At 69.7% G+C, this 17,051-nt stretch carries 15 protein-coding genes; 6 read left to right on the top strand and 9 right to left on the bottom strand.

The annotated features are described in order from the left end of the window. Positions 1-31: 31 nt before the first annotated feature. Positions 32-718: an ankyrin repeat domain-containing protein gene (locus ACFYY8_RS10405; protein ID WP_390039258.1), complete on the top strand. Its 687-nt coding sequence runs from the start codon at positions 32-34 to the stop codon at positions 716-718. Positions 719-722: 4 nt separating this feature from the next. Here the strand turns inward: ACFYY8_RS10405 and ACFYY8_RS10400 are convergent, their stop codons facing one another. The 3 genes from ACFYY8_RS10400 to ACFYY8_RS10390 form a co-directional block, all read right to left on the bottom strand. Continuing rightward, positions 723-1,169 (bottom strand): cytidine deaminase, encoded by a 447-nt coding sequence (locus ACFYY8_RS10400; RefSeq protein ID WP_390039256.1) that lies wholly within the window; start codon positions 1,167-1,169, stop codon positions 723-725. A gap of 146 nt (positions 1,170-1,315) precedes the next feature. Further along, a complete protein-coding gene (locus ACFYY8_RS10395) occupies positions 1,316-3,958 on the bottom strand; it encodes a S8 family serine peptidase (RefSeq protein WP_390039254.1) in 2,643 nt (880 codons plus the stop codon). Positions 3,959-4,463: 505 nt separating this feature from the next. Further along, positions 4,464-5,075 carry a TetR/AcrR family transcriptional regulator gene (locus ACFYY8_RS10390; protein ID WP_390039252.1) on the bottom strand — a complete coding sequence of 204 codons (612 nt, stop codon included), beginning with the start codon at positions 5,073-5,075 and terminating at the stop codon, positions 4,464-4,466. A gap of 95 nt (positions 5,076-5,170) precedes the next feature. On the opposite strand from ACFYY8_RS10390, the gene ACFYY8_RS10385 reads away from it, so the two are divergent. Together ACFYY8_RS10385 and ACFYY8_RS10380 are read left to right on the top strand one after the other, a co-directional pair. Continuing rightward, positions 5,171-6,664 (top strand): carboxylesterase/lipase family protein, encoded by a 1,494-nt coding sequence (locus ACFYY8_RS10385; protein ID WP_390039250.1) that lies wholly within the window; start codon positions 5,171-5,173, stop codon positions 6,662-6,664. Between the two features lie 112 nt (positions 6,665-6,776). After that, positions 6,777-7,607: an ion transporter gene (locus tag ACFYY8_RS10380; protein WP_390039248.1), complete on the top strand. Its 831-nt coding sequence runs from the start codon at positions 6,777-6,779 to the stop codon at positions 7,605-7,607. Positions 7,608-7,643: 36 nt separating this feature from the next. Here the strand turns inward: ACFYY8_RS10380 and ACFYY8_RS10375 are convergent, their stop codons facing one another. After that, positions 7,644-10,469 (bottom strand): BTAD domain-containing putative transcriptional regulator, encoded by a 2,826-nt coding sequence (locus ACFYY8_RS10375; RefSeq protein ID WP_390039246.1) that lies wholly within the window; start codon positions 10,467-10,469, stop codon positions 7,644-7,646. A 359-nt stretch (positions 10,470-10,828) separates the two neighbouring features. Between ACFYY8_RS10375 and ACFYY8_RS10370 the strand changes: the two genes are divergently transcribed. After that, the gene (locus ACFYY8_RS10370; protein ID WP_390039244.1) at positions 10,829-10,972 is read left to right on the top strand and encodes a hypothetical protein; all 144 of its coding nucleotides are present in this window, start codon (positions 10,829-10,831) and stop codon (positions 10,970-10,972) included. A 508-nt stretch (positions 10,973-11,480) separates the two neighbouring features. Here the strand turns inward: ACFYY8_RS10370 and ACFYY8_RS10365 are convergent. The 4 genes from ACFYY8_RS10365 to ACFYY8_RS10350 form a co-directional block, all read right to left on the bottom strand. After that, positions 11,481-12,074, bottom strand: a complete 594-nt coding sequence (locus ACFYY8_RS10365; RefSeq protein ID WP_390039242.1) for a GNAT family N-acetyltransferase — start codon at positions 12,072-12,074, stop codon at positions 11,481-11,483. After that, on the bottom strand, positions 12,071-13,543 hold the full coding sequence (locus ACFYY8_RS10360) for an APC family permease (protein ID WP_390039240.1): 1,473 nt from the start codon (positions 13,541-13,543) through the stop codon (positions 12,071-12,073). The genes ACFYY8_RS10365 and ACFYY8_RS10360 overlap by 4 nt, the downstream gene beginning before the upstream one ends. Positions 13,544-13,571: 28 nt before the next feature. After that, positions 13,572-14,207 carry a GPP34 family phosphoprotein gene (locus ACFYY8_RS10355; protein WP_390039238.1) on the bottom strand — a complete coding sequence of 212 codons (636 nt, stop codon included), beginning with the start codon at positions 14,205-14,207 and terminating at the stop codon, positions 13,572-13,574. Positions 14,208-14,917: 710 nt separating this feature from the next. After that, a complete protein-coding gene (locus ACFYY8_RS10350; RefSeq protein ID WP_390039236.1) occupies positions 14,918-15,748 on the bottom strand; it encodes a DUF2382 domain-containing protein in 831 nt (276 codons plus the stop codon). A gap of 119 nt (positions 15,749-15,867) precedes the next feature. On the opposite strand from ACFYY8_RS10350, the gene ACFYY8_RS10345 reads away from it, so the two are divergent. Further along, positions 15,868-16,038 (top strand): hypothetical protein, encoded by a 171-nt coding sequence (locus ACFYY8_RS10345; RefSeq protein WP_390039234.1) that lies wholly within the window; start codon positions 15,868-15,870, stop codon positions 16,036-16,038. Positions 16,039-16,078: 40 nt separating this feature from the next. Further along, the gene (locus tag ACFYY8_RS10340; protein WP_390039232.1) at positions 16,079-16,612 is read left to right on the top strand and encodes a hypothetical protein; all 534 of its coding nucleotides are present in this window, start codon (positions 16,079-16,081) and stop codon (positions 16,610-16,612) included. Positions 16,613-16,705: 93 nt separating this feature from the next. Here the strand turns inward: ACFYY8_RS10340 and ACFYY8_RS10335 are convergent. Beyond that, on the bottom strand, positions 16,706-17,051 hold a 346-nt coding region (locus tag ACFYY8_RS10335), incomplete at its 5' end, for a WD40 repeat domain-containing protein (protein WP_390039230.1).

Genomic DNA, 17,051 nt, shown 5'->3' with positions numbered 1-17,051 from the left:
GTATCGAGAGCAGAGGAGAGGGACGATGCGGATGAGGCGCCGAGCGATCCTGCTCTCCGGACTCGGCCTGCTGGCCGCGGCCTGCGGCGGCCGTACGGTGAGTCGCACGGTGAAGGGAGAGAGGGTGCTCAACGAGGAACTGCTGACGCGCGCCGCGCGAGGTGACGTCGCGGGCGTCCGGGACGCGCTGACCTCCGGGGCCGACGTCGGGGCCCGCGACGGGCTCCGGCGTACGGCGCTGCTGCTCGCCGTGGCGGGCGACCACGTGGAGGTCGCCGAACTGCTGATCGCGGCCGGCGCGGACCCGAACGCGCTGGACTCCAGGCACGACACCCCCTGGCTGGTCACGGGCGTGACCGGAAGCGTCGCGATGCTCAAGGCCCTTCTGCCCGGCAGGCCCGACCTGACCATACGCAACCGCTACGGGGGCGTCTCCCTGATCCCCGCCTGTGAGCGCGGGCACGTGGACTACGTCCGGGAGGTGCTGAAGACCGGCATCAAGGTCGATCACGTCAACGACCTCGGCTGGACCGGCCTGCTTGAGGCGATCATCCTCGGTGACGGCGGCCGGCCCTACCAGGAGATCGTCCGCCTGCTCATCGCGGCGGGCGCCGACGTCGACCTCGGTGATCGAGAGGGCGTCACCCCCCTCGCCCACGCGATCTCCAAGGGACAGACCGCGGTGGCCGGCCTGCTCCGCGCCGCCGGAGCGCACTGACGGCTCAGGAGGAGTGGGCCTCGAAGGTGGGCCAGGTGCCGTCCTCGGTGAACTGCGGCGCCCAGTAGTACGGGTTCACCTCGCGAAGGGTGCGGACGCCCCACCCCGCAGGGCTGGAGCCGTCGGGCACACCGACCTGCACGTCAGGCCCCCACAGGGCCAGACGCTCCTGGCAGACGCCACACGGAGGGAGAAAGAGGACGCGGTCCCGCGCGGACTCCCGAAAGACGCACACGGAGGCGGTGATCCTCTTGTTGAGCGTGTAGGCCTGGCAGAAGGCCCCGGTCTCATGACACAGGGACACCCCGTCGTTGAAGTTGTCCAGGCCGACGCTGGTGATGATCTGCCCGTCCTCCAGGTAGACGGCCGCGGCGCCCCCCGGTTCGTCGGCGGGCCAGCGCCGTTCCATCTGCGCGATGGCCGCGTCCACAAGGGCTTGATCAAGTCGCATCCGGTGTCTCCCGTCATAGAACAGGCCCCCACGATACGAGGCGCGGGCCACGGGAGTCGTCCCGTGGCCCGCGCGTTCACCGGCCCTCGGTTCCGGCCAGGAGGTCAGCCCGGCCAGAAGGCCGGCAGGTCGGTGCGGTCAGTAGGTCAGGGGGTCAGGATGTCGTCGATGGCGGCGTGCAGGTTCGGCTGCGGGCCGATGTGGCGGGGGTCACTCGCGGGCTGGGCCGTACCGGTGAGCTTGAGGGTGTCGCGGACCTGGGCGGGGGTGAGCACGCCGCCGTTGGCCTTGGCGACGCCCTGCAGGGAGGCGACGGTTCCGGCGACGATGGCGCTGGCGCTGGAGGTGCCGCTGAACCTGCCGGTGTAGGTCTTGTTGGGGTTGGTCTCCGTGGGGGTCAGGTCGTTCGCGGAGGGGATGCCGAGGGTCGCCACGCAGGCGCCGTAGGCCTGGAGGTCGACGCGGGAGCCGTACGTGGAGAAGGACATCGCGGTCCGCTCGGCGGGCGGGGTCGAGCCGAGGCAGTTCGTGCCGCCGGGGCTGGGGGGCGCTCCGGCGCCGACGACGATGGCGCCCGAGTCGGGGCGGCCCATGATGACGACGGAGTAGGGGTCCAGGGGGTCGTCGAGGTTGCTGCTTCCGTTGCCCCCCGCCTCGACCACGGTCACTCCGGCGGCGACGGCCAGGACGATCTGGTCGTAGATGCTGCTGTCGTACTCCCAGGGGTAGTACTTGTACGCCTCGGGCTCCGCCCCGAACTCGAAGAGGATGACGTCGCCCGGCTGGGAGTTGGCGGTGGCGTAGGCGAGGGGGTCGGAGACCGCGTTGCCGGCCAGTTGCAGGGTGGCGTGCGGCGCGATGCCCGCCATGCCGACGCCGTTGTCGTCCTGGGCGCCGATCACTCCGGCGACGGCGGTGCCGTGGTACATCGTGCCGGCGTCGGTGGAGCACGGGTCGCCGAACGCGGCCGGCAGCTGGACGATCTGACCGGCCGCGACGCGTCCCGCGAGGTCCTCGTGGCAGAGGTTCCAGCGGTTGGTCACCCCGCTCAGCTGGGTCGGGGTGATGTGGGCGGTGGTGGTGCCGTCGCCCAGCTGGCCGCTGCCGTTGACGCCCCAGTTGTAGAACAACCAGCTGGACTTGCCGATGTTGTGGGTACGGCCCGCCGCGACCCATTCGAGGGAGGGGGAGATCGCGGTGGGGGAGAGGCGGTCGACGGTGGTGCCGTCACCGAGCTGCCCCTGGGCGTTGTCACCCCAGGCGTAGGTGGTCGAGGTGAGCGAGGAGGTGGTGACGAGGCTGTGCAGGGCTCCGGCGGAGATGCCGCTGACGTTGGTCAGGCCGGGGACGGTGACCGCGGTCTTGCGGTCGACGGTGGTGCCGTCGCCGATCTGGCCCTGGTCGTTGTCACCCCAGGCCTTGACGGTGTTGTCGTTGAGGAGGGCCAGGGTGTGGTAGCCCCGGCTGCTGATCTGCCTGACGTCGGTCAGGCCGGTGACGGCGGCCGGGGTGGCGCGGTTGGTCGTGGTGCCGTCTCCCAGCTGGCCGGTGCCGTTGCCGCCCCAGGCCTTGACGGTGCCGTCGTTGATGAGGGCCACGGAGTGGCCGTAGCCCGCCGCGATTCCGCCGGTCGAGGTGATGACGCCGGAGAGGCCGGGGACGGCGATGGCGATGGGAGAGTCGGGGCCGACGTAGCCGAGCTGGCCCTGGCTGTTGTCCCCCCAGGCGCGTACGGTGCCGTCGACCAGGACGGCCAGGGCGTGGTTGGGGCCGACGCTGATGCTCCTGGCGTTGTAGATCCCGGCGACCTGCACCGGGACGGAGCTGTCGGTCAGGGTGCCGTTGCCGAGCTGGCCCTGGCTGTTGTCCCCCCACGCCCACACGGTGCCGTCGCTCTTCCGCGCCACGGAGAAGTCGTTGCCCGCGGCGACGTCCATGAAGGTGCTCAGGCCGGGGACCTGCACCGGGACCTTCCTGGTCGTGGTGTCCCCGGTGCCGAGCTGGCCCTGGCTGTTGTCCCCCCATGCCCAGACCTGGCCGGGGGAGGCCAGCATCAGTGAGTGGTCGTCTCCGGCGGAGATCGTCTGCCCGCCGTAGGAGGGGATGACCGTGGCCTGGACCTCCATGTCGGTGACGGTGATGCCGTCGCCCTTGCCACCCGTCTGGGTGTGGGCGTACTCGGCGTCCACCCCGCTCCCCGACACCGAGGTGGCCGAGTTGAGGTACTTCTGGTGGGAACGCAGCGGTTCGGAGAAGGAGCGGACGTTCGACTTGGCCTGGGCGATCTCGACCGAGGGCAGGGCGTTGAGGTCCTTCAGCAGGCCTTCGACGCCGCTCCTGGGGGCGGTGACGACGAACCAGGAGTTCAGGTCGGGCAGTTGCCTGCCGGTCTTCCTCTCCAGCTGGAGGCGTCGTTCGGTGGTCTTCGTCTCGGAGGCCGAGGACAGGGGCCTGATGGAGGCGTCCTTGTACTTGGCCAGCACCTTCTGGATGTCCGCGGCGTCTCCGGAGTCCTTGGCGACCAGGCCCTGCCCGCGCAGCCGTACGGCGAGGCCGGGCTTGAACTTCACCGAGAGCTCGGTCGTGGAGAAGCCCTTGGGCAGGGGGGCGTGGGTGCCCGGGGCGGTGCCCTTGTCCTTGCTGTGGTCGTAGGCCGGGGCGGGCTCGGCCGAGGCGGGATTCGCGGCGACCACGCCGGACAGCGCGCCGACGGCCACGGCGAGCAGGGCCGCGGCGAGCCGCCGTGACCGCGGTCCTCCGTGACCCCGCGTGGCGGAGTGAGTTGGCACCGAATTCTCCTCTTCTCGTCGTCCTCTGGGGTGCGCGGGTGCCGCCCGGCGTTCGTGACTTTGGGCGTGCGGGCACGCCGAATGGCGCGTTTCCCGCGCGATGGGTTTGTTGTGGGACCAAGGGAGCCGACGGGTCAGCATAGGCCGATCACATGTGTGAAAATCAACTGTGAATTTGATTTACACGGTTGGCTGCCGGGTGGATGCGCAGCGTCATTGCGCTGGCCGTTGTCGCAGGAAATTGGCTGTCCACCGACTTGACAGCGCCGATTTCGCGTCGTAGGGAATCCATTGGCTCGTGGGGATCGGCGCGTTTCTGCGAAGAGGTGGGAATTTGAAATTTCCCGATGCGTTCCGTCCTGGGGAAATCACTCTGACGGCTTTTCCCGTCACACGGAATGCTTCCTGGGGCGTGGACCGGCGGCCGGTCCGCCGATCTCGCCGGACTTCGAGATGGCCGCCGTTCCGGCGCGGAATCCGCTTCGGACGTGTCGCGGGGTGTGGGTCACGCCCTCCGGTCGTTCCCGTCGAACAGCCGGTCCAGGTGCAGGTCGATCGCGGCGAGCGCGTCCCGGGGTTCGATCACGTTCAGTTCGATCAGGGGGGTGAGGCCGGTGAGGGCGAGAAGCAGGTTGGTCTCGATCGCCGGGTCGCGGTCGGGGGCGAGGTGCCCGTCGGCGATCGCCTGACGGACCAGCCGCTCGACGAGGGCCCGTCCCTGGGTGAGGCCGTGGCGCGCCTGCTCGTGGACGGCCTCGTCGTGCAGCGCCTCCAGGACGTAGGCGGCGCTCATCCGGCTGGTCGCGCGGGCGTCGGCGTGCAGGGGGAGCATCTCCATGAGCGTCAGTCGCAGCACGTCGCGGGGGTGCGGGTGGTCGCCGAGCCTCTCAAGGTCCTGGGCGACGCGTAGCGAGGTCCGCTCGGACGCGAAGTCCATGGCGAAGGAGAGCATGGCGGTCCGGGAGGCGAAGTAGTGCTGCAGCTGCCCGAGGGAGATGCCCGCCTCCTGCGCCACCACGCGCAGCGTCAGGTGCGTGACGCCGCGCTGCTCAACGACCCGCCACAACGCGCGGGCGATCGTCTCGCGGCGCTCACGGTGGTCCACCTGTTTCGGCATCGCCGGTCTCTCCCTCGTGCCCCGGAGTCTTTCCAATACAGTTGACATAATACAGCTGACCTACAATCCTGGGCCCTCTCAGGGAAGGGGACGTCATGTCTGGGCAGCCGAGGGTGCGGACCACGGAAGGCGCGGTCCGGGGGCTCTGGCGGCAGGGGCACGCGGTGTTCCGCGGCATCCCCTACGCCCGCCCTCCGGTGGGGGAGCTCCGCTTCGCCGCGCCCGCCCCGCCGGACCGCTGGGAGGGGACGAGGCAGGCGACGGAGTTCGGTCCCGTGGTGCCGCTGTCCCTGCCGGTCGACGTGGGCCCGCAGCGGGGCACGGACTGGCTGACGCTCAACGTCGGCACTCCGGACCCGGGCGCGGCGGGACTGCCGGTGCTGGTGTGGCTGCCCGTGGGCGGCTACGTCACGGCGATGTCGAGCGACCCGATGTACGACCCGGCGGCGCTGGCCGAGGCGGGACTCGTCGTGGTGACCGTCAACAGCCGCGTGGGCGCGGAGGGATTCGCGTTCCTCGACGACGCGCCGCCGAACCGCGGATTCCTCGACCAGATCGCGGCACTGGAATGGGTGCGGCGGAACATCGCCGCCTTCGGAGGCGACCCCGGCCAGGTCACCGTGGCCGGACAGTCCGCCGGGGCGGGGTCGGTCGCCGCCCTCCTGACGATGAAACCGGCGCGTGGCCTGTTCCGGCGGGCCATCGCCCACTCGGTGCCGGGACTGCACAGCACCCCCGCGCTGGCGCGGCGGATCACCGCCGCGCTCGCGGACCGGTTGGGAGCGGCGGCCCCCACCGCCGCGGCCCTGCGCGACATCGACCCCTGGCGTCTGGCCGCGGAGCTCACCTCCTTCAACGCCGGTCTCCACGCCCACCGGGAGAGCTGGGGGCGGATCACGGGGACCGGCACCTCCCTGTGCCCCGTCGTCGACGGCGAGGTCCTTCCCGAAACGCCCTGGTCCGCGCTGACCGGCGCGCGCGCGAGCGGTACCGAACTGCTCGTCGGCCACACCCGGGACGAGTTCCGGCTGTTCAGCGTCATGGGCGGACGGCGGGGCGCCTTCACCGAGCAGGACGCCCGTACGGCCCTGGAACTGCTCGCCCCCCGGCCGCACGGCGCGGAGGCGTACCGCGCCGCGTTCGCGCGGGCCGACCCTGAGGAACTGGTGGAGGCGGTGTACTCCGACGCCCTCTTCCGCATGCCGTCGCAGAAGCTGGCCGAGGCGAACGCCGCGGCGGGCGGCACCTCGTACCTGTTCGAGCTGCGCTGGAACGCTCCGGCCCTCGGCGGTGCCCTGGGCGCCTGCCACAGTCTTGACGTCCCCCTGGCGTTCGGCACGCTGGACAGCCCCATCGGCGCGCAGCTCATCGGCGACGAGCCCACCCCCGAGGCCGTCGCTCTCTCCCGTGAGCTGAAGGAGGCGTGGATCCGCTTCGTCACCACCGGCGACGCGGGATGGGCCGCCCACCGGCCCGACCGGCGGCTCACCCGCGTCCTGGACGCCACGTCGGAGACCCTGCCCTACCCGGAACAGGCCTCCCGCCGGATCTGGGAGGGCCACTTCCCGGCTCCCTTCGACCTCTCGTAGCCGCCGGAGCGCCTTCACGGCCCTGCCCGATCATCGGTCGAATTCTCCTGTGATGAGCCGCATCAGGGGATCTGTCCGAAAATCATGGGCGGCGGTTTGCGATGATCGTCGGGTGAACCCCCACCCTTCAGGAATCGACCAGGTGCCGGTACGGGAACGGACGCGCCGTTTTCTTGAGAGTTCCCGCCTCCAGCGGACCGTGGTCGCGGTCATCGTGATCAACGCGATCACGATCGGCTGTGAGACGTCCTCCTACCTCGTCGATCATGTCGGCGGACTGCTCCACGTCGTCGACAGGATCGCCCTGGCGGTCTTCGCCGCCGAACTGGCCGCCCGGCTGTACGCCTACCGTGGGGCCTTCTTCCGCGACCCGTGGAACTGGTTCGACACGATCATCGTGGGCGTCGCGCTGGTCCCCGCCTCAGGCCCGACCTCGATACTGCGCACCCTGCGAATCCTGCGCGCGTTACGCCTGGTGTCGGCCGTGCCCAGCATGCGCAACGTCATCAACGCCCTGCTGTCCGCCATCCCCGGCATGCTGTCGATCGTCGGCCTGCTCGTTCTGGTCATGTACGTCTCGGCGGTCCTGGCGACGCAGCTGTTCGGAGGGATCGCCCCGGAGTACTTCGGCGAGTTGCCCACCTCGCTGTTCACCCTGTTCCAGGTCATGACCGGTGAGGCGTGGCCGGACATCGCCGAGAGGGTCATGGGGCGGGAACCGTGGGCGTGGGTGTTCTTCGTCGGCTACATCCTCATGACGACCTTCGTGGTGCTGAACCTGTTGATCGCCGTCGTGGTCAACGCGATGGACGACCAGAACACCTCGACGGAGGAACAGCGAACCGAGGACCGGCTGGCCGCCATCGCCGAGGACCTGGCCCGGCTGCACGCCAAAATCGACACGATGCAGTCCTCCGGGAACGACCACCACACGGCACTCTGACCGCTCCCGGGTCCGGGCCGGACGGCCGATCCTCGTTCAGACTCCCCTGCTGATGGCCGCCGGCGCCTGCGGAACGGGCTGGGCGAGGATGGCCTCCACCTCCTTGGCGGTGAGGTCACCGCACTCGCGGAGAATGTCCAGGGCGGCGCGCCACCGCGCACGCGCGAGGTCGGATTCGCCGAGGTCGTGCAGAGCCTGTGCCAGCCCCCACAGTTGCTCGGCCTCACCGGAACGGTTGCCGGTCTCGCGGATGACCCTCAGGCTGTCCTGGTAGCGGTCGAGGGACTCGCGGATCCGGCCGGCCAGCCGTACGGACCGGGCCAGGTTGCCCAGGATGAGGCCGAGACGGTACCGGTCGCCCAGGGTCCGGAATATCTCGGCGGCCTCCTCGTGCGCCACGATCGCCTGATCGTGGTCACCGATGCGCTGGTGGACGAGACCCAGGTTGGACAGGGCCCGAGCCTGACCGTTGGAGTCCCCGACCTCCTGGAACAGCAGGATGCTGCGTTCGTGGCAGCGCACCGCCTCCGGCAGGTCGCCGCGCAGGCGTGCGACGAGGCCCAGGTTGTTCAGGGCGCGGGCCATCTGGTGCCGGTCACCGATCTCCTCCCACTGGCGGAGGGCGAGATCGAACTCGGCGAGGCTCTCGTCCAACCGGCCGGTGTTGCCGTACGCCATGCCCAGCAGATTGTGGGCCCGCGCCTCCAGAACCTGTCGGCCACCGTCGCGAGAGGTCCGGACCGCGATGGAACTCAGCCGGATCAGCTCCGTCCAGCGGTCGCGGACCACCAGCGCCGGATAGGCCTCCAGGGCGAGCAGGGCGACGTCGGCGGCCAGGTCGTCGGAGCCTGCCAGTTCGTCCATGATCATCGGCAGATGGGGGGCCGCGAAGTCGATCCAGGCGCTCGCCTCCGAGCGGTCGTCGAACGCGAAACCGGAGGGATGGGCCGGCGGCGGTCCGGCCGTGAGCGCGGACGCCTCCTCCGGATCCAGCAGAAGGGCGGCCTGTTGGGTGAGGGCCAGGTAGTGATCCAGCACCCGGCGCCGCGTGGCGCTCCACCCGGCGGTGTCGGCCCGCAGACGGGCCTGCTCGCGGGCGTAGAGCCGGACCACATCGTGCATCCGGTAACGGCCGGGAACGGGTGAGTCGATGAGGCGGGCGTCGACGAGCTGTTCCAGGACGGCCTCGGCGGCGGCCCAGGGCAGACCGGCGAGCGAGGCCGCCAGCGGCAGGTCGAGCTCGGTCACGCCGACCATCGCGAGAGACGCGAAGAGCCGCGCGCCCTCCTCACTCGTCTCCCGCAGGCTCACCGCGAGGCTCGCCCGCGCGCTCAGCTCACCGGCCTGTAGTTCGTTCAGACGCCGGTGCTCCTCGGCCAGCCGGTCGGCGATCACCCGGATCGGCCAGCTCGGACGGGCCGCCAGCCTGGCGGCCACGATGCGCAGCAGGAGCGGGAGGCGTTCGCAGAACCCGACGACGTCGCCGGCGGCCGTCGGGTCCGCGGCCACCCGGCCCGCACCCGCCAGCCGCTCCAGTAACGTCACCGCCTCCTCCTGGGCCAGCGGCTCCAGGTGCACGAACTCGGCTCCGTCCAGGGTGGACAGCACGCTCCTGCTGGTCACGACCGTCACGCATCCGCGTTCCGCGGGCAGCAGCGGACGGACCTGCTCGGCGGAGAAGGCGTCGTCGAGCACCAGCAGCAGGCGCCGCCCCGCCAGCACCGAGCGCCACAGCGCGCTCGCCGCCCCTGTTTCGCCGGGCACATCCGTGCCCGCCACACCGAGCTGGGGAAGCCACCGGACGAGGACGTCGTACGGCGTCAGCGGCGCCCCTCCGGCCGCCGCGCCCTGCAGGTTGACGTAGAGCTGCCCGTCGGGGAACCCGTGCGCGATCCGATGGCTCGTGTGAAGCGCCAGCGCGGACTTCCCGACTCCGGCGACTCCGTCGACGGCCACCACATGGGCGTGCCGGGGCTCGTCCGGATTCAGCATTCCGCAGAGGACCTTCACCTCCAGGTCCCGGCCGGTGAACATCGGTGGCGGCGCCGGGAGTTGCCGCGGCACCGGAGTGGGCGCGGGGTGGGCGCCGGTCGCGGGGGAGACGGCGGGAGACGGTGCGGCGATGGCCGGATCGGCGGTGAGGATCTGCTGATGGAGATGCCGCAGCTCCGGGCCCGGGTCGATACCGAGATCATCCGCCAACCGGCTCCGGAGGTCCCGGTAGTGGTTCAGAGCGTCGGCCGAACGGCCGCAGCGATACAGGGCCAGCATGAGCTGCCCGGCCAGGCGCTCGTCCAACGGATGTTCCCCGGCGCGGGCGGCCAGCTCGAAGGGCATTTCCGCGTGCCGTCCGAGCCGCAGCAGGACATCGCCCAGATCCAGTTCGGCCGCGAACCGTTCCCTTTCCAGGGACTCGCGTACGGAGTTGAACCACGGGGTGTCCAGGAAGGCGAAGAGCTCTCCCCGCCACAGGCCGAGCGCCTGCTCCAGCAGGGAGGCGGCGGTGCCGTCGTCGTCGGCCGTGCGGGCCCGGGTGGTCAGGTCGCGAAAACGGTGCAGGTCCACGGTGGAGACGTCGACCGCGAGGACATAGCCACCGGAGGCTCGCGAAAGGCGCGCCTCACCGGCGACCGGAGCCAGTGCCTGACGCAGCCGGGACACGTAGCTGTAGAGGGTTCCCTCAGCCCGTTGGGGAGAACGCTCGCCCCACACCCGGTCCACCAGCTGCTCGACCGATGTCGTCCGGTTCGCGTCGATCAGCAGTGCCGCCAGCACGGATCGCTGCCGGGCATGGCCCAGCTCGATCAGCCGACCGTCGGCCCGCGCCTCGACGCCACCGAACAAGCCGAACTCCACGGCCATTCCGTTCACCTTTCCAGCTGGAATTCCGGCCTGAGACAGCTGGTCGGACCAGCCGGTTCAAGGTTGGCCCAAGGTTCGTCCACAGGCAATGTCGCACAGTGGTTCTCGTTCCACCAAAAAAGCGGAAGAGCGGATGCCGGAAACACGGCAGCCACCGGAGGCAAGTGGTTCACCGGAAGCCGGGAAAGACCGGAACAGCTTGGTTTCGGCCGACCGTGGGGACGCCTTCTCCAGGACGTTTCCGCGGCGGTTCCACTGACCGGGCTGACGAGACGATCTCAGACCGGTGAGTCGTTCGCCGACGGCATCCCACCGCCAGGACGGAACGGAGTCACATCCACCCGAGGAGATGACCTGGAATGCTCGTCAGCCGCCTGCTCCTGATCTCAGAGATCACGCTGACCGACATGGTCGTCGGCACGGCCGTTCCCGCCTTGGCCGCGACTGACGACCCGGCGGCCGAACGGCCCGCGGTGACCGTCGACGCGGGCGAGGCCTCGTAGGTGGTCGTCGGCATCGACGACCGCATCGACCGGAACGGTTTCGCGCGTGCCGAAAATCGGCTTTCGGATGAGGATCGCGTCACTCCCATGAACAGGTATCCCCGGTGAGCCGCCCGGGGTTCGGAAACCGTCGAACGGCACCACAGGCTCCCCCACGGCGTCGGCGACGAGAAGACCATCGGAAAGCAGGCCGGCGACCGGGAAAAGGGCGGATACGGCTTCGACGCCGAAGCCGGCGGCAGGACCACCTGGTACGGCCCGGCGTTCGAGTCTCCTGTGGTCACCCGTACGGCAAGCACGTGGATCACCACCGGCGAGGGGGTCGACGGGCTCGGGAAAACGGTTCCCGAGCCCGTCACGACCCTCCGCCGGGTCAACCCGCGATCGCCGGGCACCCGGGTTCGGGATCCGACGACGTGAGTGCGGTCTCGCCGGCAACAGGGGCGTCGGCGGGGCCGCCCGAGGACTGCCAGGGCGCCTGTCAGGCGGGGGCGGGGCCGTACGCGGGTCAGGGGTTCGGCGGACGCCACATCGGGAACATCGGCGGGCCGCCGGGCATGAGTATCGGGTCGCCGAGGTCCTGATAGCCGTGGCGCAGGTAGAGCCTGCGGCTGTGGGTACTGCTGGCCTCCAGGTACGCGGGTATGCCCGCCTCGTCGAGCCCGCGGTGGTACCCCTGGAGCAGCCGGGTCCCCGTCCGCTGCCTCTGGTGCCCGGGGAGCACGGCGAGGAACGCCAGGTAGTGGTGCGGTTCGTGAGGGTGGCGCTTGTCCATCTCCTCTCCCATCCGCCCGATGCGCTCCGCGTGGGGACCGGCCAGCTCCGCCACCCGGGCGTCCCGGCCGGGGATCTCGGGAAGCGGCTCGACTCCCTTGTGGAACCACACGGCCACGGCGGTCATGTCGGCCGTCGCGTGGACCTCGCCGTGGACGAGGGCACTCTCGGTGGCCATGGAGAAGAAGGGGGGCATCACCTGGCGGCGGTCGTCGTCCGACGGGATCATCCAGGCCGAGATCTCCTGCTCGTGGAAGGAGGTGGCGATGATCGCGCCGACGGCCTCGGCCGCTCCGGGAACGTTCTGGATGCGGATGATCTCTGTCATTCGGCCCCTCCCACGGCGGCCTGGGCGCCCCGCCCGATGTTCGCGTACACCTTCGGCCGGTTGGACCGCAGGGTGAGTCCCCACACGATGCCGAGCCCCACGGCGACGAAGTAGACGGCGGGCATGATCCAGCGCAGCGGGGAGTCGGAGGCCACGCCGAGCACGGTGTCGAAATTGATCATGACGAGCGCGATGACCACGACCAGCAGGACCGAGGAGACGCCCGGGGCGATCCTGGTCCGCCAGGCGTTCTCCTCGTTGGGGTTCTTGGAGAAGAAGACCAGCACGGAGACCGAGGTGGCCGCCAGCATCATGAGCAGTCCCAGGCCGCCGAACGATCCGACGGTGAAGAACAGCTGGACGACCGGATCCAGGCCGAAGACCGCGTACACGACGATCGTGATCAGCCCGATGACACTCTGCGCCAGCGAGCCGTTGATCGGGGCGCCGGTCCCGGGGGAGGTACGACCGAAGGTCTCGGGAAGCACCCTCTCCCTGCCGAGGGCGAAGATGTAGCGGGAGATCGTGTTGTGGAAGGCGATCAGCGCGGCGAAGAGACTCGTCACGAACAGGAGAGAGCCGATGGTGGCGATGGTCGCCCCCAGGTGCTCCCCGGCCAGGTTGAACAGCAGGGCCGAACTCTGCTCACGTGAGGCGTCGATGATCTTTCCCGAGCCGATCGGCACGGTCATCGCCCAGGACGAGACGGCGTAGAGGCCGGAGATGACGGCGAGCGCGACGTAGGTCGCGATCGGCACCGTACGCCTCGGGTCCTTGGTCTCCTCGGAGAACACCACCGACGACTCGAAGCCCGCGAAGGACGCGATGCAGATGGCGACCACCGCGCCGATCCCGGGGACGAAGAGGCTCGACGGGGCGAAGACGTCGAGGCTGTAGCCCGAGGCCGACGGGTTGATCAGGTCCGCGATGTCGAACACGATGACGACGGCTATCTCCGTCAGCAGCAGAACCGACAGGACCTTCCCGTTCACGTCGACCCGCATGAGGCCGAGCACCCCGGTCAGCACCCAGGCGATCAGTCCGATGACCCACCAGGGAGGGGAGCTTCCGAACCAGTCGGTGATCGGCTGCTGGGCCGCCGCGCCGATCATGCCGTAGAGGCCCACCTGGAGCGCGTTGTAGGCCAGCAACGCGACCCACGCGGTCGCCACCCCGATCGGTCTGCCGAGCCCTTTCGCGGTGTACGCGTAGAACGCCCCGGCGTTGACGACGTAACGGGCCATCGTCACGTAACCGACGGCGAACAGGCCCAGGATGCCTCCGAGCAGGATGAAGGCGAGTGGCACGCCGGTCACACCGGTCGCGGCGTAGGCGGAGGTCACCGAGCCGCCGATGACAGTCAGCGGCGCCGCTGCCGAGATGACGAAGAACACCACCGACGGCACGCCGAGGCGGTCCTGGGCCAGCGCGGCGGAAACGGCGCTGGCCCTTCGTTCTGTCACGGACATGGGGATCCTTGGGGTGAGGGGGGTGGGTTCACCGGCGGCTGATGATGGAGTCACCCACGGCAGCCTCGGTCTGGGCGATCAGTTCCTGGAGCGGTGCCGGGAGGGCGGCGACCGAATCGGAGAGATACCCCGGGTTCTGTTCCCACAGGACGAGCCGGCTGCCGCCGGTCACGACGAGCAGCCCCAGCAGGACGTTGTCCTGGACGTTGAGCGGTTCACGGCGTTGGATCGCCAGGTTGACGCGTCCACCGGGCCACGCCGCGATGTTCACGTCGACCGGTGCCTGCCTCCGCGACGGGCGTCTGCCGGGCGGGCGCAGCAGGCCGTCGGCGGTCATCCGGGCCGCCACGTCGGCGAGCGCCGTACGGGCGAAGAACTGCAGCCAGGTATGGAGGCGATGGGCGGGCTCGGCGATGATGTGGTCCAAGGCGGTCCTGATGACCGCGTCTTCGGGCGGCGCCGTGTCGAGAACGACGAGCCGTATCTGCCCCGATGCCAATCCCACGGTCGTCCGCCCGGCGAGCATCAGCTCTCCCAGGACGGCGGCGGCCAGCCCCAGACCGGCCAGGCGGGCGTGAAGCCGCAGACGGCCGGTCGCGTTGTCATGCATGACAAAGAACAGGTCGTCGGCCAATCGGGTTCTTGGGGGATTAACTCCAACCACGAACGGCGATCGTATAGCTAAATCATTAAATCTGTCATTATGTGAACGAAGTTCCGGATCCGGACATAGCTCAGCCAGGCGAGATCTGAAGAAACGGACAGGCGACCGACAACCCGGAGCTGTGTCGAACGGTCTATCGAAAGTTCCGCCGAATTCAGGAATTCACATATTTTTGGCCGGTCGTGGGCGGGTGCCGGGGGACCGGTCCGCCAAGGCCCGTCGGGGCCGGAACGACCCCGGTCAGACGGCTCCCGGGGGTGCCGCCTTGTGAATCCGAGGGGGTTTAATACGGTGCTTTTTAGTATTTTCAGACTGGCGTAATACCGTACCGGCCCTCTCGCCGTGGCGGTCGGCTCTCGGCCATCCTGGGGCTCCGGCTGCGCTGCCCGGTTTTCCGGCCCGTCGTCTTCGGCCGGGAGTGGTACGGGCCGGGGCGATCGGCGCGCCCTGGCATCGACGCGCCCGGCGCCGGCGCGAGGAGGGCCGCCCTCGAATGCGAGCAGGCGGGCCGTTGCCCGGAGCGGTCCGCTCTTCGGGAACCGGCGAGAGGCACAGGGAGACTGACCGGCCGTGCTCGCCCCGTGCGGGACCTGTTGGATACCTGTTCGGGCGCCTGTGGGGCGCGACCGTCGGCTCCGAGGCGAGCGGCAGGCCGGTCATGACGGCGGGCGGGGGGCGGTGAGGCGCTTCCGGATGGGTCGCCCCCACGCTCAGAAGGCGCGGCCGTCCTCGTCGATGTCTCCTTCGGCCTCGATGCGTTCCTTGCGGACCTGTTCGGTGATGGTCTCCTCGTCGGTGACCTTCTCGGTGGTCATCCGGACCCGTTCCACCGGGACGGTGTTCTTCTCCACCACCGCCCGTTCCTCGTGCAGGGTGACCTCGTGCTCGGCCTCGCTGATGTCCGGGCCCCGCAGCGCGGCGTCCCGGTTCTCCTCGGTGATCGGCTCGCGCTCGACGCGTACCTCCTCCCGGGTGACCGGTACGGTGACCTGCTGCTCCTCGGTGACCACGTACTTCCGCAGCCGTGCCCGGCCGATTTCGTGGCTCTCGGTGTGGGTCGTCAGCCGCTCCTCCGAGCGGGTCATCGCGTCGTCGCCGGTGAGGTTCGCGCTTCCGGCCTCCCGCTCCCGGCCGGCGGAGCCCAGGCGCTCGCGCTCCCTCTGGCCGCCGGTGTGTGCCCAGCCGGTCTCGCCCGGCCGGTTGGCCTCCTTCCAGGAAGCGTCCAGGTCGATGCCGTAGTAGTGGTACAGCTCGCGCTCCTCCTGTGGCGACATGTGACCGCCGGACTCGACGTCGATGTTGGGAGCGTCCTTGATGCGGTCCTTGTCGAAGGCGACCTCCACGTGGTCGCCGACCACGTCGGCGCCCTGGATCGGGATGAAGGTCTCGTTGATGCCGAACAGCCCGGTCCGCACGCACAGCCACTCGGGGCGACCGGTGTTGTCGTCGAGGTAGACGTGCTTGACCTTGCCGACCTTGTCTCCGTGGTTGTCGTAGACGGTTTGGTCGATCACCGCTGAGATCTGATTCTGGGTAATCATCCGTTTTCTCCCTTTTTGTCCGACTCCCTATCGCGTACCGCGATGCCGCGAAAGGAAACCTGATCGGCGGATTTCCCTGTCTCCTCCGGGGTGCGGGCGCCACCGAGAAGCCGGGAGGGGTGAGAACGTTCGACATCGATCGACTCTGGAACGCCTCCTCGGTGGCGGCCCTGGACGCCGTCGAGGCCAAGTACGCCGCCCGCGGCAAGACCGTACGGATCACCGGGCTCAACCGGCCCAGCGCCCGCATGCACGACGCCCTGTCCGGAGAACTGTCCGGCGGCCACTGACACCGGCCGTTCGACGGGGCACGGGGCTACAGTCCCCTCCGTGAACGGTGATCTGACTGCTCTGGACCGCCTTGTGGCGCTGGTTCCTCCTCCCGCCGTCCCGTCCGTCGGCGCCGCGACGTGGGAGGAGGTCTTCTCTGACATGGGAGTACGGCTGCCCGCGGACCATGTGGCCTTCATCGAGCGGTACGGCGCGTGCCGGTTCGCGGACTGGCTGGCGATCCACGATCCGAGACGTCTTCCCAAGGACTACCGGAGGCGGGTGGCCGAGTGGGGGGACGACTACCGGGACATGCGAGATGACGACCCCGAGGGGTATCCCCTCGCGATGTGGCCCGAGGCGGGTGGGTTCCTGCCGTGGGGGAGCACGATCGACGGTGAGGACATGGGCTGGTTGACCGTGGGCGATCCCGTGGACTGGCCGGTGGTCGTGCTGTACCGCCACAACGTGGCGATGGGGCCGACGCCCGAGACGATGACGGAGTTCCTCGCCGGGTGGGCTTCAGGTGAACGCTACGGCGGGCGCGGGGTGGACAACGCCGGTCATCCACTGAGGTGCGTCGTCTGGGATTGACCTGTGGGCGGCGTGGGACGGGCCGGGTACGGCGGAGCGGGGCGGCAGCCCTGTCCCGCCGTACCATTCAGGCCGTTGATGTGCGGGAACGCGTTAAGGGCAGACCTGCTGGTAGGGCTGTCCGGGGATGTACTGCCGCCATTCCTGCAGGGTGAGGGAACGGCCCACAACGGCGCAGACCTCCGCGGAGGGGTCCACGGGCAGCCTCTCCTGCCACAGCCGGATGGTCCTGTCCTCTCCGCCGCTGGCCAGGGTGGCGCCGTCCGGGCTGAAGGCGACGGTGTTCACTGAGCCGTTGTGTCCCATCAGGGGGGCGCCGATCGGGTGGCGGGTGGCCACGTCCCACAGCCGGATGGTCCTGTCCTCTCCGCCGCTGGCCAGGGTGGCGCCGTCCGGGCTGAAGGCGACGGTGTTCACTGAGCCGTTGTGTCCCATCAGG

The sequence above is a fragment of the Streptosporangium sp. NPDC001559 genome (genome assembly GCF_042893955.1).
In the GTDB taxonomy this organism is placed as follows: Bacteria; Actinomycetota; Actinomycetes; order Streptosporangiales; family Streptosporangiaceae; genus Streptosporangium.
This window is presented reverse-complemented; position numbering and strand designations above follow the sequence as displayed.

What these genes read in the sequence shown, in the direction of transcription:
- ACFYY8_RS10405 (WP_390039258.1), top strand. Translation starts at nt 32, where the DNA reads ATGAGGCGCCGAGCGATCCTGCTCTCCGGACTCGGCCTGCTGGCCGCG.
- ACFYY8_RS10400 (WP_390039256.1), bottom strand. Translation starts at nt 1,169, where the DNA reads ATGCGACTTGATCAAGCCCTTGTGGACGCGGCCATCGCGCAGATGGAA.
- ACFYY8_RS10390 (WP_390039252.1), bottom strand. Translation starts at nt 5,075, where the DNA reads ATGCCGAAACAGGTGGACCACCGTGAGCGCCGCGAGACGATCGCCCGC.
- ACFYY8_RS10385 (WP_390039250.1), top strand. Translation starts at nt 5,171, where the DNA reads ATGTCTGGGCAGCCGAGGGTGCGGACCACGGAAGGCGCGGTCCGGGGG.
- ACFYY8_RS10375 (WP_390039246.1), bottom strand. Translation starts at nt 10,469, where the DNA reads ATGGCCGTGGAGTTCGGCTTGTTCGGTGGCGTCGAGGCGCGGGCCGAC.
- ACFYY8_RS10370 (WP_390039244.1), top strand. Translation starts at nt 10,829, where the DNA reads ATGCTCGTCAGCCGCCTGCTCCTGATCTCAGAGATCACGCTGACCGAC.
- ACFYY8_RS10365 (WP_390039242.1), bottom strand. Translation starts at nt 12,074, where the DNA reads ATGACAGAGATCATCCGCATCCAGAACGTTCCCGGAGCGGCCGAGGCC.
- ACFYY8_RS10360 (WP_390039240.1), bottom strand. Translation starts at nt 13,543, where the DNA reads ATGTCCGTGACAGAACGAAGGGCCAGCGCCGTTTCCGCCGCGCTGGCC.
- ACFYY8_RS10350 (WP_390039236.1), bottom strand. Translation starts at nt 15,748, where the DNA reads ATGATTACCCAGAATCAGATCTCAGCGGTGATCGACCAAACCGTCTAC.